The organism is Nocardioides ganghwensis, assembly GCF_014779655.1.
GTDB lineage: Bacteria > Actinomycetota > Actinomycetes > Propionibacteriales > Nocardioidaceae > Nocardioides > Nocardioides ganghwensis.
Genome location: NZ_JACXYX010000003.1, coordinates 303,124 through 320,837 on the forward strand (window position 1 = coordinate 303,124; position 17,714 = coordinate 320,837).

Sequence of the window (17,714 nt, forward strand, 5' to 3'; positions counted from 1 at the left end):
CGCGTCAGCGGCGGACGACCGCCGGCCGGGTGGGCTCGACGTCAGCGATCCGGTCGGCGACCGCGACGCCGAAGTCGCGGTGCCCGTCCTCGGTGAGGTGGAGCCGGTCGTCGAGGTAGTCGAGGTCGAGGTCGCTGGTGCGGACGTACGGCACGCCGTACGCCTCCGACAGCTCCTCGAGCTGGGCGTCGACGCGCGGCACGGCGCGCGAGCGTGACGGTGCGTCCGCGGGGCCGACGACCACCACGCGGTGGCCGGCGAGGTCGGCCATCAGGTCACGGAATCCCCGCTCGATCGCGGCTCCGGGCTGGTCGAAGTCGTTGAGCCCGCCCTCGACCACGACGAGCGCGGGACGTACGCCGAGCGCGGTCGCGGCCCGGTCGTGGAACGACACCCGCCCGCAGTGGCTGGCGCGGGCGCTGAAGCCGGAGCCGGAGAACCCGCGGACGTGGACCTCGCCGGGCAGCTCGGCCGCCCAGGAGCGGCTCAGGTCGTCCTGGCCGAGGCCGACCGACCACGAGTCGCCGATGACCAGGACGCGCTCGCCCTCGCCGGTGACGATCGCGGCCCGCTCGCGTGCGTCGAGGCGGTGCTGCTGGCAGCGGGCCGGACCGGCGCCCGCGCGGTCGGCGACGTAGAACGCCATGAGCGCAGCGAGCAGCAGCACGACGACTGAGGCGCCGGCGACGCGGCGCGGGATCCCCCGGTGGAGCACGAGAGAAGTGTGCGGCCTGCGGGGGCGTTCGCGCAGTCGAAAATCCCCGAGATTCCCCTGACTTCGCCACCTAGTGTTCCGCCCATGACGACCGACTCCCTCCTGGCGGCCTACGACGACCAGCTGCGCACCGATGCCGAGATGGCCCGCGCCCTCGACGTGCAGCGCGCGGGGCCGGTGCTGTGGGGCGTCTTCGACCACGGCGGCTTCGTGTCCTACCGCGACCTCGGCGGCCTGTCCGGGGCGGCGCTCGACGAGCTGGTCGAGCGTACGGTCGCGCACTACCGCGACGACACCGACGTCGCGTCCTTCGAGTGGAAGTCACGCGGGCACGACGAGCCGGCCGACCTCGGTGAGCGCCTCGTCGCGCACGGGCTCGTCGCCGAGCCGGCCGAGACGGTGATGGTCGGGGAGGCGTCGTTGCTCGCCGTCGACGTGCCCCTCGCGGACACGCCGGAGGGCCCCGTCGTCGTACGCCGCATCGAGCCCGGGCCTGACGCAGTGCCCGACCTGACCCGCATGCTCGAGGCGCAGGAATCGGTCTTCGGCGGCGGCCGCGGCCCGTCGGTGGGCTCGGCGCTGCGCGAGCTCACGAGCGGGGCGTCGGAGTTCTGGATCGCCGAGGTCGGCGACCGCGTGGTGTGCGGCGGCCGGCTCACCCCGGTCGAGGGCACCGACTTCGCGGGCATCTGGGGCGGCTCGACGCTGCCGGAGTTCCGCGGCCGCGGGATCTACCGAGCGCTCGTCGCCGCCCGCGCCCGCTCCGCCGTCGCCCGCGGCATCCGGCTGATCCACTCCGACTGCACCGACATGTCGCGCCCGATCCTCGAGCGGTCGGGCCTGCGCGCGATCACGACGACGACGCCGTACGTCTGGACCCGCTGAGCGTCCCGCCCGCCGCCGCTGCGTCATCCGCATGACGACGTATGGGTGCGGGTTCGTATGACGCTGGGGTCGCGGGCCGCGCCCCTCGCAGAGTCCCCGCCCGAGCGGGGAGTCCGTCACTCCGAGGCCTGTACAACCCCCTCCAGGTGTCGGACTACCCCACCAAGTCCCGCCCCACCCCGTCCCGCCGCCACGCCTCAGAGCGGGACGTAGTCGATCTCCAGGAAGTCCGCGACCTCCGGCACCCACCGGTCGGCGACGAACGCCGTGTGGACCGGGTGGGTGTTGTAACCGTCGTACGCCGCCTGGTCGGCGAACTCCATCGAGAAGCCGAAGGTGAAGTCGTTCTTCGCGCTGGTCTGGCGCAGCTGCTCGTACGCCTCCATGCCGGGGATGTCGGCCAGCGCGCGGGCCGCGGCGAGGAAGTCGGCCTCCTCGGCGGAGCCGGGTGCGTGGCGGAGGCGGAAGGCGACGGTGTGCCGGATCATGCCCCCAAGGCTAGGGCGATCCAGGTCACAGGCAGTTCCTGTCCGGATCGGGGAACATCGGCGGCTGACCTGCGTTGTACCTCATGAACAGACTTGAGTGAGATCGACTCAACTGTTTTGCCTCCTCCGTCGACGCGCGGCAGGATGGCAGCAGACTCACGTCATCCAGGCAACACCCACAGCAGGAGGTAACACACCATGGCTCGAGCGGTCGGCATCGACCTGGGCACGACGAACTCCGTCGTGTCCGTACTTGAGGGTGGCGAGCCCACCGTCATCGCCAACGCCGAGGGCGCCCGGACCACCCCGTCCGTCGTCGCCTTCACCAAGTCCGGCGAGGTCCTCGTCGGCGAGGTCGCCAAGCGACAGGCGGTCACCAACGTCGACCGCACCATCCGGTCCGTCAAGCGCCACATGGGCGAGGACTGGAAGGTCGAGATCGACGACAAGACCTTCACCCCCCAGCAGATCAGCGCCTTCGTGCTGCAGAAGCTCAAGCGCGACGCCGAGGCCTACCTCGGCGAGACCGTGACCGACGCGGTCATCACCGTCCCGGCCTACTTCTCCGACGCCCAGCGCCAGGCCACCAAGGAGGCCGGCGAGATCGCGGGCCTCAACGTCAGCCGCATCGTCAACGAGCCCACCGCGGCCGCCCTGGCCTACGGCCTCGACAAGGGCGAGGACCAGACGATCCTCGTCTTCGACCTCGGTGGCGGCACGTTCGACGTGTCCCTGCTCGAGATCGGCGAGGGCGTCGTCGAGGTCAAGGCGACCTCCGGTGACAACCACCTCGGTGGCGACGACTGGGACAACCGCGTCGTCGAGTGGATGGTCAAGAAGTTCAAGGACAACAACGGTGTCGACCTCGGCGCCGACAAGATCGCCAAGCAGCGCCTCCAGGAGGCCGCGGAGAAGGCGAAGATCGAGCTGTCCTCGAGCTCCGAGACCACGATCCACCTGCCCTACATCACCCACGGCGAGGGCGGCCCGCTCCACTTCGAGGAGAAGCTGACCCGCAGCGAGTTCCAGAAGCTCACCGCCGACCTGCTCGAGCGCACCAAGGCGCCGTTCCAGTCGGTGCTCAAGGACGGCGGCGTCGCCGTCGCCAACATCGACCACGTGGTCCTCGTCGGCGGCTCGACCCGCATGCCGGCCGTGACCGAGGTCGTCAAGGAGCTGCTCGGCGGCAAGGAGCCCAACAAGGGCGTCAACCCCGACGAGGTCGTCGCCGTCGGCGCCGCGCTCCAGGCCGGTGTCCTCAAGGGCGAGGTCAAGGACGTGCTGCTCCTCGACGTCACCCCGCTGTCCCTCGGCATCGAGACCAAGGGTGGCGTGATGACCACGCTCATCGAGCGCAACACCACCATCCCGACCAAGCGCTCGGAGATCTTCACCACCGCCGACGACAACCAGCCGTCGGTGGAGATCAAGGTCGCGCAGGGTGAGCGCCAGATGTGGTCGCAGAACCAGCCCCTCGGCAACTTCGAGCTGACCGGCCTCCCGCCGGCCCCTCGCGGCGTGCCGAAGATCGAGGTCACCTTCGACATCGACGCCAACGGCATCGTGCACGTCTCGGCCAAGGACCAGGCGTCCGGCCGCGAGCAGTCGATGACCATCTCCGGTGGGTCGGCGCTCAGCAAGGACGAGATCGACCGCATGGTCAAGGAGGCCGAGCAGTACGCCGAGGAGGACGCCAAGCGTCGCGAGGCCGTCGAGGCCCGCAACCAGGGCGACCAGCTGGTCTACACGACCGAGAAGTTCCTCACCGACAACGCCGACAAGCTCCCCGACGACGTCAAGACCGAGGTCCAGGCCGACGTCGACGCGCTCAAGGCGACCCTCGCCAAGGAGGACGCGTCGTCGGAGGAGATCACCGCCGGCATCACCAAGCTCGGTGAGTCCAGCCAGAAGATGGGTGCCGCGATGTACGCCGCCGCGGAGGCCGACCAGGCCGCTGCGGGCGGTGCCACCGGGGCGACCGGCGAGTCCGACGACGACGTCGTCGACGCCGAGATCGTCGACGAGCCCGCCGAGGGCACGGACAGCAGCGAGGGTGAGTCCAAGTGACCGAGCCCGGCAGCGGATCCTTCGGTGACGCGGCCGGCGAGATGGCCGACGAGACCGAGGTCGAGTTTCCCCAGGAGGGCGCCTCAGCCTCGGCCGGCCAGCCCGACCCGCAGGCTGGGCACGACGCCGAGCACCACGCGGACCCCCACGCCGAGGAGATCAGCGGCGTGGACAACTGGCTGGAGGAGGGCGGACCGCTCGAGCCGCAGGACGTCGTCGAGACGGAGGGCGACGTCGCTCCGTCGGCCGAGGTCCAGCTCGCCGAGCGCACCGCCGACCTGCAGCGCCTGCAGGCCGAGTACGCCAACTACCGCAAGCGTGTCGACCGCGACCGCCAGCTGATCGCCGAGAACGCGACCTACCGCGTCCTCGCCCCGATCATCGAGGTGCTCGACACTATCGACCGGGCCCGCGAGCACGGTGACGTCGACGGAGGCTTCAAGGCCGTCGCCGACCAGCTCGAGGGCGTCGTCGCCAACCTCGGCCTGACCCGCTTCGGCCAGCCCGGCGACGAGTTCGACCCCAACCTCCACGAGGCGCTCAGCCACCTGGGCACCGACCCGGAGGTCAGCGTGGTGACGTGCAAGCACATCGCCAAGGCCGGCTACAAGATCGGCGACCGGGTCGTGCGAGCCGCCCAGGTGCTGGTGGTCGACCCTGTCGACGCCTGAGACCCGACCACTCGATGACTGAGCCGATGGAGAGGAGGTTCACCCGTGGCTGACAACGAGACCTTCCGGAACGACTGGGCGACCAAGGACTTCTACCAGGTCCTCGGCGTCACGAAGGACGCCAGCGCGGCCGACATCAAGAAGGCCTACCGCAAGCTGGCCCGGGAGAACCACCCCGACTCCAACCCCGGTGACGACGCCAAGCACGAGAAGTTCAAGGCGGTCGCCGAGGCGTACGACGTGGTCGGCGACGAGGCCAAGCGCGCCAAGTACGACGAGTTCCGCTCGCTGCAGGCGCGCGGCGGCTTCGGCCCCGGCATGGGCGGCGGCATGGGTGGCACGGGCGGCTTCGGCGGCGGCGGGTTCAACCTCGACGACCTGCTGCGCGACCGCGGTGGCGCCGGCGGGGGGATCGGCGACATGTTCGGCGACCTCTTCGGCGGCACCCAGCGCACCCGTACGCACCAGCCGCGCCCGCGTCGCGGCGCCGACGTGGAGAGCACGGCCACCATCGGCTTCACCGACGCCCTCGACGGGGTGACGGTGTCGCTGCGGCTGACCTCCGACACGGCGTGCGCGACGTGCCAGGGCACGGGCGGCAAGCCCGGCACCCGGCCGCACATCTGCCCGGAGTGCGAGGGTGCGGGCTTCGTGGTGGCCGGCACGGGCGGCGCGTTCTCGATCAACGAGACCTGCCCCGCCTGCGGTGGTCGGCAGCTCGTGTACGACGAGGCGTGCCCGACGTGCCACGGCTCCGGCCGCGGCACGTCGGCGCGCTCGATCCAGGCCCGCATCCCGGCCGGGGTCAAGGACGGCGCGCGGATCCGGCTCAAGGGCAAGGGAGCGCCCGGTGAGAACGGCGGCCCGGCCGGCGACCTGTTCGTCAAGGTCAAGGTCACCCCGCACCGGGTCTTCGGCCGCAAGGACGACAACCTCACCATCGAGGTGCCGGTGTCGTTCGACGAGGCGGCCCTCGGCGCCGAGATCAAGATCCCGACCCTCGGTGGTGCGCCGGTGACGCTCAAGCTGCCCCCGGGGACGCCCAACGGGCGTACCTTCCGGGTGCGCGGCAAGGGCGCCACCAAGCGCGACGGGTCCAAGGGCGACCTGCTCGCGACCGTCGAGGTCCAGGTGCCGGCATCGCTCGACCCGACCGCGCGCGAGGCCCTGGAGGCCTACCGCGCGGCGACCGCCGGCAAGCCGCTGCGCGCAGGACTGTTCGAGGCATGAGCTCCTTCGGTGCGCCCAACCCGGACGCCGCCGTCTACGTCATCAGCGTGGCGGCGGAGCTGACCGGGCTGCACCCCCAGACGCTGCGTGCCTACGAGCGGATGGGGCTGATCCAGCCCGGCCGCACCGGGGGCGGCGGCCGTCGCTACTCCCACCGCGACCTCGAGCGGCTGCGCCAGATCGCCGACCTCACCAGCGCCGGCATCGGCATCGAGGGCGTGCGCCGCATCATGGAGCTCGAGCTCCAGGTCGACGCCCTGCGCGCCCGCAACGAGGAGCTCGTCGCCGAGCTCGAGGCCGTACGCCGCGGGCTGGCCGCGCGGGCGGCCGCCGCCCAGGCCGCGCCCAACAAGCTGCCCGTGCTCCACCGGGGTCCCGGGCAGTCCGTCGTGGTGTGGCGGCGCGGGAGCTGACGTGCCGCGCTCGCCGAGTGGGGGTGTCGGTGCCGCCGCGTAGGCTCGGGCGCGTGAGTGAGCGATGAGCAAGATGGACAACCTGCGGGCGATGCGCGAGGCGAAGTACGCCGCCGCCCAGAAGCGAGCGGCCGACGCGCCCGCCCGACCCCAGGCCCCGGTGGCCCCCGTGGCGCCACCAGCCCCCAAGCGGGTCGAGGAGCGGGCCGCCGATGCGGCCGGCGACCTGTGCGGCCACCGCAACATGAGCGGTCGCACCTGCACCCGCGAGCGCGGCCACGCGGCCAAGAGCCACCGCTACTCCTGAGCCGCTCCTGGGTGAAGGTCTTCACTCACCGGTTCGCGGGGTCGTGAGCGTGGGCTGCGGCAGCGCTAGGCCTGGAGTGCCTCCGCCGGCACGCCCGTCGGGTACGGCGCCGGCTCCCCGCGGAGCTCGGCCACCTGCGCGACCAGCGCGGCCATGACCTCGTCCGCCACCCGGCGTACGGTCGCCTCGTCGACGGGCTGCCCCGCAGTCACGCCCGCGAGGCGGCGTACGTCGATGGGCTCGCCCACCGCGACCGCCACCCGCGGCCGCAGCAGCGTGTTGCGCAGCAGGCGGGTGACGATGCCCGTCGTGCCGACCACCTGCTGGGCACCCACGAGGGCGACCGGGACGACCGGCGCGCCCGTGCGCAACGCGAGGCGTACGGCTCCGGTCTTCGAGCGCTCGGGCCAGTGCTGGGGGTCGCGGGTGATGCGGCCCTCGGGGAACAGCCCGACGGCCTCGCCCGCGTCGAGCGCGGTGGCCGCCGCGTCGAGGGAGCCGGCGGCGGCGGAGGTGCCGCGCTGCACGGGGATGAAGCCGAGCCGGCGGACGAACGGACCGACCAGGCCGGAACGGAAGACGCCGCCGGTCGCCATCAGCCGCAGTGAGCGGCCCAGTCTGCGACCGACGAGGGCGAGCAGGATGCCGTCGGCGAAGCTGGTGTGGTTGGCGACGACGATGACCGGGCCGTCGGGCAGCTGTGCGCGGGGGACGGAGCGGCGGGTGAGCTCGACGCGGCTGACGGTCGAGACGATCGCGCCGAGGAGGCTGGCGGCGACGGCGTAGAGGAGGGCGGCCCGGAGACCGGGGCGCTGCCACGAGGTGTCCATGCACCGAGTCTCGGGGATGCCGGGGTTGCCCCGCCCCCGTATCGGCACTCAGATCGGCAGTCGGATCCGTGCTCGGATCGGCACTCGGATCGGCACTCGGATCGGCACTGGGATCCGCCCGCTGTGCGAGGATCGGCGAGGTGGGGAGCAGCCCGGATCCAGCCGCGCGGTCCCGCACGGTCGCGCTGGTGCTGGTCGTCCTGCTCGTCGGCGTGCTCGTCGCGGTGCGGGTGTTCTCCGACGGCGAGGCGCAGGCGCCCGTCGCCACCCCGGCCGGCGAGGAGCCGGGCGACGCCGGCGCGCCCGCCGGCCGTCCGGTCGTACGACCCGTCGAGCCCGACCCGACCCCGGTGCCCGAGGAGGCCCTGGCCGGCATCCGCTTCGAGGACGTGACCGAGCAGGCGGGGCTCACGGGCAGGGGACCCGACACGCCCGAGCCGACCGCCGCCGACATGGACGCCGGCGCCGCCGTGGCCGACATCGACGACGACGGCGACCTCGACCTGCTGCTCACCTCGTCGGGCCGGGCCAGCGGCCTGCACCGCAACGACGACGGCGTCTTCACCGACATCACCGACGCGGCCGGCCTCCCGTCGCTCGTCGGCGTGACGTCCGCGGCCTTCGCCGACGTCGACGCCGACGGCCACCTCGACCTCTTCCTCGGTGGGCCCGGAGGAGAGCTCGGGCGGCTGTTCCTCGGCGACGCGTCCGGCCGGTTCCGCGACCGGACCGGCGCCTGGCGGGTCACCGCGCCCGGGACCGGCCAGCGCGCGATCCGGGGCGTGGACTTCGGCGACGTCGACCGCGACGGCGACCTCGACCTCGTGGTCACCGACTGGAACCTCGGCTCCTTCGTCGCGGTCGAGGCCGCCCGTGGTGACGCGTCCGACCGGTTCACGGGGCAGTGCCAGTACGCCGCGACCGTACGCCGGCTGCACGCCGCCGGGACGCTGGAGGTGACCGGGGCGACCCGTGCCTTCCGCAACGACGGCGACCGCTTCACCGACGCGACGCAGGCGTGGGGCCTGGCCGACCTCGGCATCGAGCGGCCGTTCACGCCGCAGCTCGTCGACCTCGACGACGACGGCTGGATCGACCTCGCGGTCGCCGGCGACTCGTGCTCCTCCCGGCTCTACCGCAACGAGCGCGGCGCCGGGTTCGTCGACGTCACGGAGCAGGCCGGCGTCGGCACCGACGAGAACGGGATGGGCTCCGTCGTGCGCGACCTCGACGGCGACGGCCGGCCCGACTGGCTCGTCACCTCGATCGCCTATCCCACGGCCGACGGCACCTGCCCGCCGGTCGGCCTCTTCGCCGGCTGCTCGGGCAACCGGGTCTACCTCAACCGGGGCCGGATGCGATTCGAGGAGGCAGGCGACGAGCTGGGCCTGCGCGACACCGGTTGGGGCTGGGGCGCCGTGGCGGCGGACTTCGCCAACGACGGCCGGCTCCAGGTCGCGGTCACCAACGGCCGCATCGGCAAGGCCGACCCGGACCCGACCTCGCAGGCCGAGGTCTACTACGCCGCCTTCGTCGACGACCCCACGTCGTTCTGGGTGCGCGCGGACGACGGGCCGTACGCCGAGGCCGCCGCGCAGGTCGGCATCGACGACGACCGTGTCTCCCACGCGCTGGTCGCCTTCGACCACGACCGCGACGGCCGCCTCGACCTGCTCGTGGCCCACGCCGGAGAGCCGCCGACGCTCTATCGCAACGTCACCCCGGCGCGGCGCTGGATCGGCATCCGGCTCCGCGACCCGTCCACGCCCGGCAACGTGGCGGGGCTCGGCTCGCGGGTCGAGGTCACCTCCACCTCCGGCGTGACGACCACGCAGTGGCTGCACACGTCCGGGTCGTACGAGGCCCAGCACCCGGCCGAGCTGCACGTCGGGCTCGGCGACGCCGGGGTGGCCCGCATCCGGGTCTGGTGGCCGGGCGAGCGGACCCCGCAGGTGGTGACCGAGCCGAAGGCCGACCGGTTGATCACCGTCACCCGGGGCCGTTGATCGACTACTCTCCCCGCACCGGACCAAGGAGCGACCCATGGCGCACATCGACCTCCCGACCAACTCCCCGGGCATCCGCGGGCTCTTCGAGTTCCGGCCCGAGACGGCGGCGCCGCTCGGCCAGCTCGCCGAGGTGCTGCTGCGCGGCGACAACACGCTCGAGCGCGGTGAGCGCGAGCTGATCGCGGCGTACGTGTCCTCGCTCAACGACTGCCACTTCTGCATGAGCTCGCACTCGGCGTTCGCGGCCCTGCAGCTGCCCGACGGCTGGGAGGTCGTCGACGGCGTGCTGCACGACCCCGCGTCGGCCCCGGTCAGCGACAAGCTGCGTGGCCTCCTCGCGATCGCCGGGGAGGTGCAGCGGTCGGGGCGCGCGGTGACGCCGGAGACGATCGCCGCCGCCCGCGAGGTCGGCGCCACCGACGTGGAGATCCACGACGCCGTGCTGATCGCGGCGGCGTTCTGCATGTTCAACCGTTACGTCGACGGGCTCGGCACCTTCGCCCCGCCCGACCGGGCCGACTACGTCCCGATGGCCGAGCAGGTCGTGGCGCACGGCTACGTCAGGCCGCGCTGAACCGACCCGGCCTCGGGCCGGTGCTCAGGCCTCGCCGCTCGCGTGCTCGCCGGTGAGGAGCCACGTGCCGCCGGCGGCCTCGAGGACGTAGATGCTGTCGACCGGCGTCCCGCCGCGCGTGCCGGTGGCGTGGATGCCGAACCGCGGCACGGCCTGCGGGTCCTCGGGGTCGCGGACGAGCACGACCTCCATCGTCGCGAAGTCGATCGGCTCGTCGCCGGACGCCGCGGGGAAGTCCTCGAGGCGCTGGCCCGCGATCGCCGACGCCGCCATCTCGCTGTCGCCCGCTGCCCGGGCGTCCGCCTCGATCATCAGGGCGGCCACGAGGTCGTGCGCCATCGCGTCGGCCTGGGAGGTGGCCGCGTCGCCGACGACCGTCGTGACGTCGTCGGAGACCGTGACGTCCGGGACCGCACTGTCGGGCACGTCCACGTCGGGACGCTCGGCCAGCGCGCCGGACGCGACGGCCGGCCCGGTCGACGCCGCCGTGCGCGCGGGCATGCCGGCGACCACCAGCGCGGCGAGGGCGACGGGCACCACCGCGGCGAGGCGTACGGGGGCCGACAGCGCGAGCGGCCGGTCGAGGCGCTCGGTGGCGAGGGTGAGGACGGGACGCAGCGCGCACACCGCCACCAGGCCGGCCAGCACGGCGACCTTGGCTCCGTACTCGGTCTGCATCGGGGCGAGCAGCAGCGCGCTGGCCAGCCCGACGGCGGCGCCGAAGACGATGCGCGGACGACGCTCGGTCGGCGAGGTCATCGGGTCGGTGATCATGAAGAGCATGAAGATGACGACCTCCGGCGAGGTCGCCACGATCCACCAGAAGTCGGCGCCGCAGACCGGGGTGACGCTCCACCGCGCGGAGATGCAGTGGCCCGACAGGCTCAGCACGGCGAGGCTGGTGGCGAAGACGCCCCAGAAGGCCAGCGACATCGGGAGCAGGCCCAGGCGCCGGGTCACGGTCAGGGCGCCGGTGGCGAGGATCAGGTAGACCACGACCATCTCCACCGACATCGGTCCCCACCAGAAGTCGAGCGGGTTGACCACCGTCGTGCCGAGGAGCAGGAAGCACGCCACCAACCCGAGGTTGGACGGGTTGACCACGGGGCGGCCGCGGAAGCGCAGCACGTGCTTGGACAGCAGCGCCAGTCCGGCGGTGGCGGCGAAGATGTACCACCCGTTCATGCTCCACCAGTGGCCGTGCTCGGTGCCGTTGACGCGGAGCACGAGCGCGACACCGTTGCCGGTGAGCAGCGCGCTGGCCGGCCAGACGATCTCCTTGCGCTCCCAGAAGACCATCGGCACCTCGATCAGGGCGCACGTGCCCAGGCACACCAGGATCTGCGCGATCGACAGCTCCCAGCCGAGGAACGCCTGCCCCATCACCTGGATCGACGTGATCGTGGCAGCCAGGTGCAGCCGCGGGTCGCGGATCGAGGGGAGGCGCACCGGGTAGCTGGTGCCCCGGATGCGAACGGAGCGAGCGGCTGGCATGGCCCGCACCATCCTGCCCGACGTACGTCGCGGTTGTCCCGGGTCGCGGGAGTTTCCCCAGCCCTGGGGCGTGGCCTCAGGCCGGCCAGTGGCCCGGCCGGGACAGGCCCGCCGGCAGGGCCGTGCCGACGTCGCCGCGGGCGGCGTTGACCTGCGGCTGGGTGAGGAAGAGGGCGGAGGAGAGGTCGCAGCCGCGGACGTCGGCGTCGCGGACGTCGGCGCCCAGCAGGTCGACGTCGTCGAGCTCCGCACCGCGGAGGTCGGCCCCGATCAGCAGCGCGCCGCGGAAGGTCCAGCCGCGCAGGTCGCCCGAGAGGCGCCGGCCCGCGAGATCGGCGCGGGTCCGGTCCGCGGCTGCCGGCCACCGACGGCGTACGCGGTCGCTGGCGTCGGCGAGCAGCTCGCCGACGCGCACGTGCAGGTCGTCGACGTCGACGAGCAGGAGCGGCTCGGGCTCGGCGGCGGTGAGGAGCTCGATCTCCTTGCGCACCGGGCCGGCGGCCGGGTCGGGGGAGCGGCGGTCGACCTCGTCGAGGTGGACGAGCATCTCGTGGAGCTGGCGCATCACCGACAGGACGGCGGCCATCTCGCCGAGGTTGTCCTGCTCGCGCCAGGAGACCCCGGCATAGGTGACCTGGGAGACCTGCTGACCGGCGCCGAAGCACTCGAAGACGGTGCAGCCGGGCCAGCCGTCCTGGCGGAGCGTGTCGTGGATGCCGCACCGGTCGTCGGGCAGCAGGTTGAGGCACGGGGTGCCGCTGGGCTTGTCGACGCCGAAGCCCGACGACGCGGCGAAGGGGAGGAGCACGCAGCACAGCCCGAAGCAGCGGGAGCAGTCAGAGCTCAGCTCGGGTGAGGCCACCCGGGGATCGTCGCACGGGTGTGGTGAGGCGCCGTGGTCAAGCGCCGGGGTCAGGCGCCGTACCAGCCGTTCTGGATCGCGAAGGCGTTGACGAAGAGCAGGGCGATGAACAGGACCGCGATGAACCGGTTGTCGAAGATGAGCTTGCCCATAGCATCCAGAATGCCCGCTTGTTCGCGGAATCAAACAGTTGAAAGGTAAAGATTGCTCGGGGCGCATCGATATACCCCATTAGCGGTGGTGGGCAGCGATCTCCTCTCGGTGGTCGAGTAGCGAGCGCCAGCAGGCGTATCGAGACCCCTAGGCTGGCGGCCGTGAGCGCGCTGCTGGTCGCCGGGACGACGTCGGACGCCGGCAAGACGATCGTGACGACCGCCCTGTGCCGGGCGTACGCCCGTCGGGGGGTGGAGGTCGCGCCCTTCAAGGCGCAGAACATGTCCAACAACTCGATGGTCTGCGCCACCCCTGACGGCCGCGGTGTCGAGATCGGCCGAGCGCAGTGGATCCAGGCGGTAGCGGCGGGCGCCGAGCCCGAGGCGGCGATGAACCCGGTCCTCCTCAAGCCCGGCGGTGACCGGCGCAGCCACGTCGTGGTGATGGGCCGGCCCGGCGGGACGATCGACTCCAAGGACTTCGTCGGCGGGCGCACCCACCTGCGCGACGCGGCGTACGCCGCCTTCGACGACCTCGCGTCCCGCTACGACCTGGTCGTGGTGGAGGGCGCGGGCAGCCCGGCCGAGATCAACCTGCGGGCGGGCGACTACGTCAACATGGGGCTGGCGCAGCACGGTGCGATCCCGACGGTCGTGGTCGGCGACATCGACCGCGGTGGCGTCTTCGCGGCCATGTTCGGCACGCTCGCGCTGCTGGACGCCGCGGACCAGGCGCTGGTCGCGGGCTTCGTGGTCAACAAGTTCCGCGGCGACGTCGACCTGCTGCGACCGGGGCTCGACCAGCTCCGCGAGCTGACCGGGCGCGAGGTCTACGGCGTGCTGCCGTGGCACCCCGACCTCTGGCTCGACTCCGAGGACGCGCTCGACCTCGCCGGTCGGCGGGCGAGCGAGGAGGAGACGCGGCTGCGGGTCGCGGTCGTACGGCTCCCCCGGATCTCGAACTTCACCGACGTCGACGCGCTGGGCATCGAGCCGGGCGTCGACGTGGTGTTCGCCTCCGACCCGCGGTCGCTCGCCGGGGCGGACCTCGTCGTGCTGCCCGGAACCCGGGCGACCCTCGAGGACCTCGCGTGGCTGCGCTCGCGCGGCCTCGACCGGGCCGTGCTCGACCACGCCGAAGCGGGCAGGCCGGTGCTCGGGATCTGCGGCGGCTTCCAGATGCTCGGCCGGCGGATCCTCGACCCGGCCGGCGTCGAGGGGGTCGCCGGCGCCGACGAGCCTGGGCTCGGGCTGCTCGACGTGACGACGACCTTCCGGGCCGACAAGGTGCTGCGGCTGCCGACCGGCTCGGCCCTGGGTGCCGACGCCCACGGCTACGAGATCCACCACGGCCGGATCACCCGGCACGGCGGCGAGGAGTTCCTCGGCGGGGCTCGGTCGGGCGCGGTCCTCGGGACGATGTGGCACGGCAGCCTGGAGGGCGACCACCTGCGCCGCGCGCTGCTGGCGGAGGTGGCCGCGGCGGCGGGGACGGCGTACGAACCGTCGGACGTGAGCTTCGCCGAGCAGCGCGAGCGACGGCTGGACCTGCTCGGTGACCTGGCCGAGGAGCACCTCGACCTCGACGCGCTGCTCTCGCTGGCCCGCGAGGGTGCGCCGACCGGCCTGCCGTCGCTGGAGCCGGGAGCGTCGCAGTGACCGTCCTGCTGCTCGGCGGGACGAGCGAGGCGCGCGATCTGGCGGTGCTGCTGGACGAGGCGGGAGTGGACTTCGTGTCGTCCCTGGCCGGTCGGGTCGAGCGGCCGCGGCTGCCGGTGGGCGAGGTGCGGATGGGCGGCTTCGGCGGGGTCGAGGGGCTCCGCTCGTGGCTCGCCGAGCACGGCGCGACCGCTGTCGTCGACGCGACCCACCCGTTCGCGGAGGGGATGTCCGCCAACGCCGTCGCGGCGTGCCGGGCGTCGGGCGTGCCGCTGCTGAGGCTGGCCCGTCCGGGCTGGGGCGACGCGCCGGGCGCGGACGGGTGGCACTGGGTGGACGACCACGCCGAGGCGGCCGCGCTGGCCGCGTCGCTCGGTCGGCGGCCGCTGCTCACCGTCGGGCGCCAGCCGCTCGGCCACTTCGTCGGACCGCTGGCCGGGCACCGGGCCGTGGTGCGCGTCGTCGACCCGCCCGAGATCGAGGTGCCGGAGCCGTGGCTGGTGATGCTGGACCGGGGCCCGTACGACCTCGCCGGCGAGCTCGAGCTCCTCGCCGAGCACGCGATCGACGTGCTCGTCACCAAGGACTCCGGCGGCACCTACACCTGGCCCAAGATGGAGGCCGCAGGACAGCTCGGCGTGCCGGTCGTGGTCGTACGCCGGCGCGCGGAGGTGGACGGCGTGGAGACGGTGCCGGACGCCGCCGCGGCGCTGGTGTGGGTCGTATCGTGAAGGCATGTCGACCCCGGGCCTGAACCCCGCCTCGCCCCTCAAGCTCCAGTTCCCGCAGTCGCTCGCGGTCTACGACGACTACGCCAAGGCGCAGAAGAGCGTGGACTTCCTCGCCGACTCGGACTTCCCCGTCGACCAGCTGATGATCGTCGGCACCGACCTCAAGCGCATCGAGCGCGTCACGGGCCGGCTCACCTGGTCGAAGATCGCGGTCGGAGGCATCGCGTCCGGGCTGTGGTTCGGCATCTTCATCGGGCTGATCTTCGCGCTGTTCACCGAGGAGGGCCTCTGGCAGGTGCTGCTCAGCACGGCCTTCATCGGTGCGACCTTCGGCCTGGTCTGGGCGCTCATCGGCTATGCCTTCACCCGCGGCCAGCGTGACTTCTCCTCGGTCACGCAGGTCGTGGCGACGAAGTACGAGGTGCTGGTGGAGCACAAGGAGGCCGCCCGCGCGCGCGAGCTGCTCGCCGGGCTGCCGGGCGCGCTGCCCGACCCGTTCGCCTGAGTCACGACGGTCGGCGGCGTAGGTGCGCGGACACAACTGCGTGCGGGGCGCCGTGCTGAGCGTGCCCGGAGCGGCGCGGCCGGACTTCTGTCCGCGCGTCTACGTGCGGGCGGCGCGAAGCGAGGCGAGGGCCGCGATCACGACCGCCCCGAAGCCGACCGCGTCGGCCAGGCGTACGGCGCGGGCGATGTCGGCGCGGGTCGGCGGCGGGCCGTCGCCGAGGATGACCCGGTCCTCGGTGCCGTGGGCGTAGTGGTTGCGGCCCCCGAGGCGTACGCCGAGCGCGCCGGCGAACGCCGCCTCGACGACCCCGGCGTTGGGGCTGGGGTGGCGACGCGCGTCGCGGCGCCAGGCGTGGAGTGCCGCTGACGGGCGACCGCCGACGACCGGGGCGAGCGCGGCCGCGAGCTGACCGCTGAGCCGGGCGCCGGGGAGGTTGAGCAGGTCGTCGAGGCGCGCGGACGCCCACCCGAACCGGCCGTAGCGCTCGCCCCGGTGGCCGACCATCGCGTCGAGGGTGTTGACCGCGCGGTGGCCCAGCAGGCCGGGGACGCCGAGCAGCGCACCCCAGACGAGCGGGGCGACGACGGCGTCGGAGGTGTTCTCGGCGACCGACTCGACAGTGGCACGGCTGACCTCGGCCTCGTCGAGGACGGAGGTGTCGCGGCCGACGAGGTGGGTGAGGCGTTGCCGCGCGCCGGGCAGGTCGTCGGCGGCGAGGAGGCCGTGGACGGCCCGCGCCTCGCGGCCGAGCGACGTGCCGCCGAGCACGGTCCACGTCGCGGCCGCGGTGACGAGCGTGTGGGCGAGGGGGTGGCCCCTCGCCCGTCGCTCCAGGCCGAGACCGCCCCCCGCGACGGCCCCGGCCAGGAGGGCCAGGTGCAGCAGGCCGCGTGCCCGCGAGTCGGCGTACGTGCGCCTCTCGAGGGCGGCAGCGGCGCTGCCGAAGATCGCCACGGGGTGCCCGCGGCGTGGGTCGCCGAAGCGACGGTCGGCGAGGTGGCCGAGCAGGAGACCGAGTGCTCGACTCACCCTTGGTTCCGACACGCTCGTTCCTCGCTGCTCAACCAGCGGGGGCTCACAGCGCCGCGGCGTACGCGCGCTGCGCCTCGACCGCCGCCTGCCGGCGCCAGCTGCGGTCGACGAGCGCCGTGAGGGCGGCACCGATCACCGCCCACATCGCCAGCAGGGTCAGCAGGGACGAGATCCGGAAGTCCCACAGGATGCTCGCCGGGAAGCCGCCGAGCTCGTCGACCTTCGGGAAGGCCAGCGCGGCGACGGTGACCACGACGACGTACGCCGCGGCGCCGGCGATCGTGCCCGGCACCCCGCTCCACCGGCGAGCGGCCCAGCGGGCGACCGCGACAGCGGCGAGGACCCCGAGCACCGACACCGTGACGAAGCCGAACCAGAGCGCGGTGCGGCTGTCGATGGTCTCGCCGGAGCCGACGGCGGGTGGCGTGGCGGGGTACTTCAGGAACGGGACGACGCTGAACGACACCGCCCCGAGCAGCGCGACCAGCCCGGTGCTCGCCGCCGGTCGGAGGCTGCCGAGGCGGCCGAGGCCGACCGCGGCCAGCAGACCGGTGAGGCCGCCGAGGACCACGCCGATCGCGAGGGTGCCGGTGGCGAGGCCGAGGGTCGACTGCGTGGTGCGGGAGATCGCCGCGTCGTCGTGGGAGTGGGAGTGCGAGACCGACCCGGAAGCGGCGGCCTCGTCCTCGTGGTGGTGGTCTGCAGTGGCGCCTGCGGACTCGAGTGCGATGGCACGGTCGACCTGCGGCTCCCCGACGGTGTACGCCACGACGAACGCGGCGACACCGGCGAGGAGACCGGCAAGGAGACCGTGCACCAGGAAGGTGCGGGTGGTCATCCGTGGGTGATCAGTGGCAGGGGAAGCCGAGCAGGTGCCGGCCGTCGTGGACCCACTCGTGGATCGCGGTGCCCTCGGGGATCGTGATCGCGCCCTGGACCGAGCTGATCAGCACCAGGACCGACATGGCGAACAGCGCGCCGAGGACCAGCCAGGGAGCGAGCTCCCGCAGCGGGATGGCGAGGTCGGACGGTGACAGGGAGCCCGCCGAGGCAGGGCTGGAGATGGCGTGCGCCATGGTTCCTCCTT

Annotated in this window: 19 protein-coding genes; 11 read left to right on the top strand and 8 right to left on the bottom strand. The window is 73.2% G+C overall.

What is annotated here, in order from left to right; translation table 11 throughout:
- Nucleotides 1–4 precede the first annotated feature (4 nt).
- The gene (locus tag IEZ24_RS05460) at nucleotides 5–715 is read right to left on the bottom strand and encodes an SGNH/GDSL hydrolase family protein (protein ID WP_129452972.1); all 711 of its coding nucleotides are present in this window, start codon (nucleotides 713–715) and stop codon (nucleotides 5–7) included.
- Between the two features lie 84 nt (nucleotides 716–799).
- Here IEZ24_RS05460 and IEZ24_RS05465 point away from each other — a divergent pair, with 84 nt between their 5' ends.
- The gene (locus tag IEZ24_RS05465) at nucleotides 800–1,600 is read left to right on the top strand and encodes a GNAT family N-acetyltransferase (RefSeq protein ID WP_129452971.1); all 801 of its coding nucleotides are present in this window, start codon (nucleotides 800–802) and stop codon (nucleotides 1,598–1,600) included.
- A gap of 197 nt (nucleotides 1,601–1,797) precedes the next feature.
- Here the strand turns inward: IEZ24_RS05465 and IEZ24_RS05470 are convergent, their stop codons facing one another.
- Nucleotides 1,798–2,088: a Dabb family protein gene (locus IEZ24_RS05470; RefSeq protein WP_129452970.1), complete on the bottom strand. Its 291-nt coding sequence runs from the start codon at nucleotides 2,086–2,088 to the stop codon at nucleotides 1,798–1,800.
- A gap of 198 nt (nucleotides 2,089–2,286) precedes the next feature.
- Between IEZ24_RS05470 and dnaK the strand changes: the two genes are divergently transcribed.
- From dnaK to IEZ24_RS05495, 5 genes are all read left to right on the top strand, one after another.
- Nucleotides 2,287–4,155: a molecular chaperone DnaK gene (dnaK, locus tag IEZ24_RS05475; RefSeq protein WP_129452969.1), complete on the top strand. Its 1,869-nt coding sequence runs from the start codon at nucleotides 2,287–2,289 to the stop codon at nucleotides 4,153–4,155.
- Nucleotides 4,152–4,826 (top strand): nucleotide exchange factor GrpE, encoded by a 675-nt coding sequence (grpE, locus tag IEZ24_RS05480; protein WP_242498333.1) that lies wholly within the window; start codon nucleotides 4,152–4,154, stop codon nucleotides 4,824–4,826. The genes dnaK and grpE overlap by 4 nt, the downstream gene beginning before the upstream one ends.
- Before the next feature lie 45 nt (nucleotides 4,827–4,871).
- Nucleotides 4,872–6,056 (top strand): molecular chaperone DnaJ, encoded by a 1,185-nt coding sequence (gene dnaJ, locus IEZ24_RS05485; protein ID WP_129452968.1) that lies wholly within the window; start codon nucleotides 4,872–4,874, stop codon nucleotides 6,054–6,056.
- Nucleotides 6,053–6,469 carry a heat shock protein transcriptional repressor HspR gene (locus IEZ24_RS05490; RefSeq protein ID WP_129452967.1) on the top strand — a complete coding sequence of 139 codons (417 nt, stop codon included), beginning with the start codon at nucleotides 6,053–6,055 and terminating at the stop codon, nucleotides 6,467–6,469. Before dnaJ ends, IEZ24_RS05490 begins: the two co-directional genes overlap by 4 nt.
- A gap of 64 nt (nucleotides 6,470–6,533) precedes the next feature.
- Nucleotides 6,534–6,776, top strand: a complete 243-nt coding sequence (locus IEZ24_RS05495) for a hypothetical protein (protein WP_129452966.1) — start codon at nucleotides 6,534–6,536, stop codon at nucleotides 6,774–6,776.
- A 65-nt stretch (nucleotides 6,777–6,841) separates the two neighbouring features.
- On the opposite strand, the gene IEZ24_RS21990 is transcribed toward IEZ24_RS05495, so the two are convergent.
- On the bottom strand, nucleotides 6,842–7,606 hold the full coding sequence (locus tag IEZ24_RS21990) for a lysophospholipid acyltransferase family protein (RefSeq protein WP_129452965.1): 765 nt from the start codon (nucleotides 7,604–7,606) through the stop codon (nucleotides 6,842–6,844).
- Between the two features lie 140 nt (nucleotides 7,607–7,746).
- Between IEZ24_RS21990 and IEZ24_RS05505 the strand changes: the two genes are divergently transcribed.
- Together IEZ24_RS05505 and IEZ24_RS05510 are read left to right on the top strand one after the other, a co-directional pair.
- Nucleotides 7,747–9,612, top strand: a complete 1,866-nt coding sequence (locus IEZ24_RS05505; protein WP_129452964.1) for a CRTAC1 family protein — start codon at nucleotides 7,747–7,749, stop codon at nucleotides 9,610–9,612.
- Between the two features lie 37 nt (nucleotides 9,613–9,649).
- Nucleotides 9,650–10,189: a carboxymuconolactone decarboxylase family protein gene (locus IEZ24_RS05510; protein ID WP_129452963.1), complete on the top strand. Its 540-nt coding sequence runs from the start codon at nucleotides 9,650–9,652 to the stop codon at nucleotides 10,187–10,189.
- Between the two features lie 24 nt (nucleotides 10,190–10,213).
- Here IEZ24_RS05510 and IEZ24_RS05515 read toward each other — a convergent pair whose 3' ends face one another.
- Together IEZ24_RS05515 and IEZ24_RS05520 are read right to left on the bottom strand one after the other, a co-directional pair.
- On the bottom strand, nucleotides 10,214–11,683 hold the full coding sequence (locus tag IEZ24_RS05515) for an RnfABCDGE type electron transport complex subunit D (protein WP_165355936.1): 1,470 nt from the start codon (nucleotides 11,681–11,683) through the stop codon (nucleotides 10,214–10,216).
- A gap of 76 nt (nucleotides 11,684–11,759) precedes the next feature.
- Nucleotides 11,760–12,545 carry a pentapeptide repeat-containing protein gene (locus IEZ24_RS05520; protein ID WP_242498332.1) on the bottom strand — a complete coding sequence of 262 codons (786 nt, stop codon included), beginning with the start codon at nucleotides 12,543–12,545 and terminating at the stop codon, nucleotides 11,760–11,762.
- Nucleotides 12,546–12,859: 314 nt separating this feature from the next.
- Here IEZ24_RS05520 and IEZ24_RS05525 point away from each other — a divergent pair, with 314 nt between their 5' ends.
- The 3 genes from IEZ24_RS05525 to IEZ24_RS05535 are packed head-to-tail and all read left to right on the top strand — an operon-like array spanning nucleotide 12,860 to nucleotide 15,592.
- Complete coding sequence (locus IEZ24_RS05525) at nucleotides 12,860–14,356, top strand: cobyric acid synthase (RefSeq protein ID WP_129452960.1); 1,497 nt, start codon at nucleotides 12,860–12,862, stop codon at nucleotides 14,354–14,356.
- Complete coding sequence (locus tag IEZ24_RS05530; RefSeq protein WP_129452959.1) at nucleotides 14,353–15,087, top strand: cobalt-precorrin-6A reductase; 735 nt, start codon at nucleotides 14,353–14,355, stop codon at nucleotides 15,085–15,087. Before IEZ24_RS05525 ends, IEZ24_RS05530 begins: the two co-directional genes overlap by 4 nt.
- 4 nt (nucleotides 15,088–15,091) lie before the next feature.
- Nucleotides 15,092–15,592 carry a general stress protein gene (locus tag IEZ24_RS05535; RefSeq protein WP_129452958.1) on the top strand — a complete coding sequence of 167 codons (501 nt, stop codon included), beginning with the start codon at nucleotides 15,092–15,094 and terminating at the stop codon, nucleotides 15,590–15,592.
- Between the two features lie 99 nt (nucleotides 15,593–15,691).
- Here the strand turns inward: IEZ24_RS05535 and IEZ24_RS05540 are convergent, their stop codons facing one another.
- Genes IEZ24_RS05540 through IEZ24_RS05550 form a run of 3 tightly spaced genes read right to left on the bottom strand, consistent with a single transcriptional unit; the run spans nucleotide 15,692 to nucleotide 17,703 of the window.
- Nucleotides 15,692–16,624 (bottom strand): cobalamin biosynthesis protein, encoded by a 933-nt coding sequence (locus IEZ24_RS05540; protein WP_129452957.1) that lies wholly within the window; start codon nucleotides 16,622–16,624, stop codon nucleotides 15,692–15,694.
- A gap of 46 nt (nucleotides 16,625–16,670) precedes the next feature.
- Nucleotides 16,671–17,465 carry a CbtA family protein gene (locus IEZ24_RS05545; RefSeq protein ID WP_129452956.1) on the bottom strand — a complete coding sequence of 265 codons (795 nt, stop codon included), beginning with the start codon at nucleotides 17,463–17,465 and terminating at the stop codon, nucleotides 16,671–16,673.
- Between the two features lie 10 nt (nucleotides 17,466–17,475).
- A complete protein-coding gene (locus IEZ24_RS05550) occupies nucleotides 17,476–17,703 on the bottom strand; it encodes a CbtB domain-containing protein (RefSeq protein ID WP_129452955.1) in 228 nt (75 codons plus the stop codon).
- Nucleotides 17,704–17,714 lie beyond the last annotated feature (11 nt).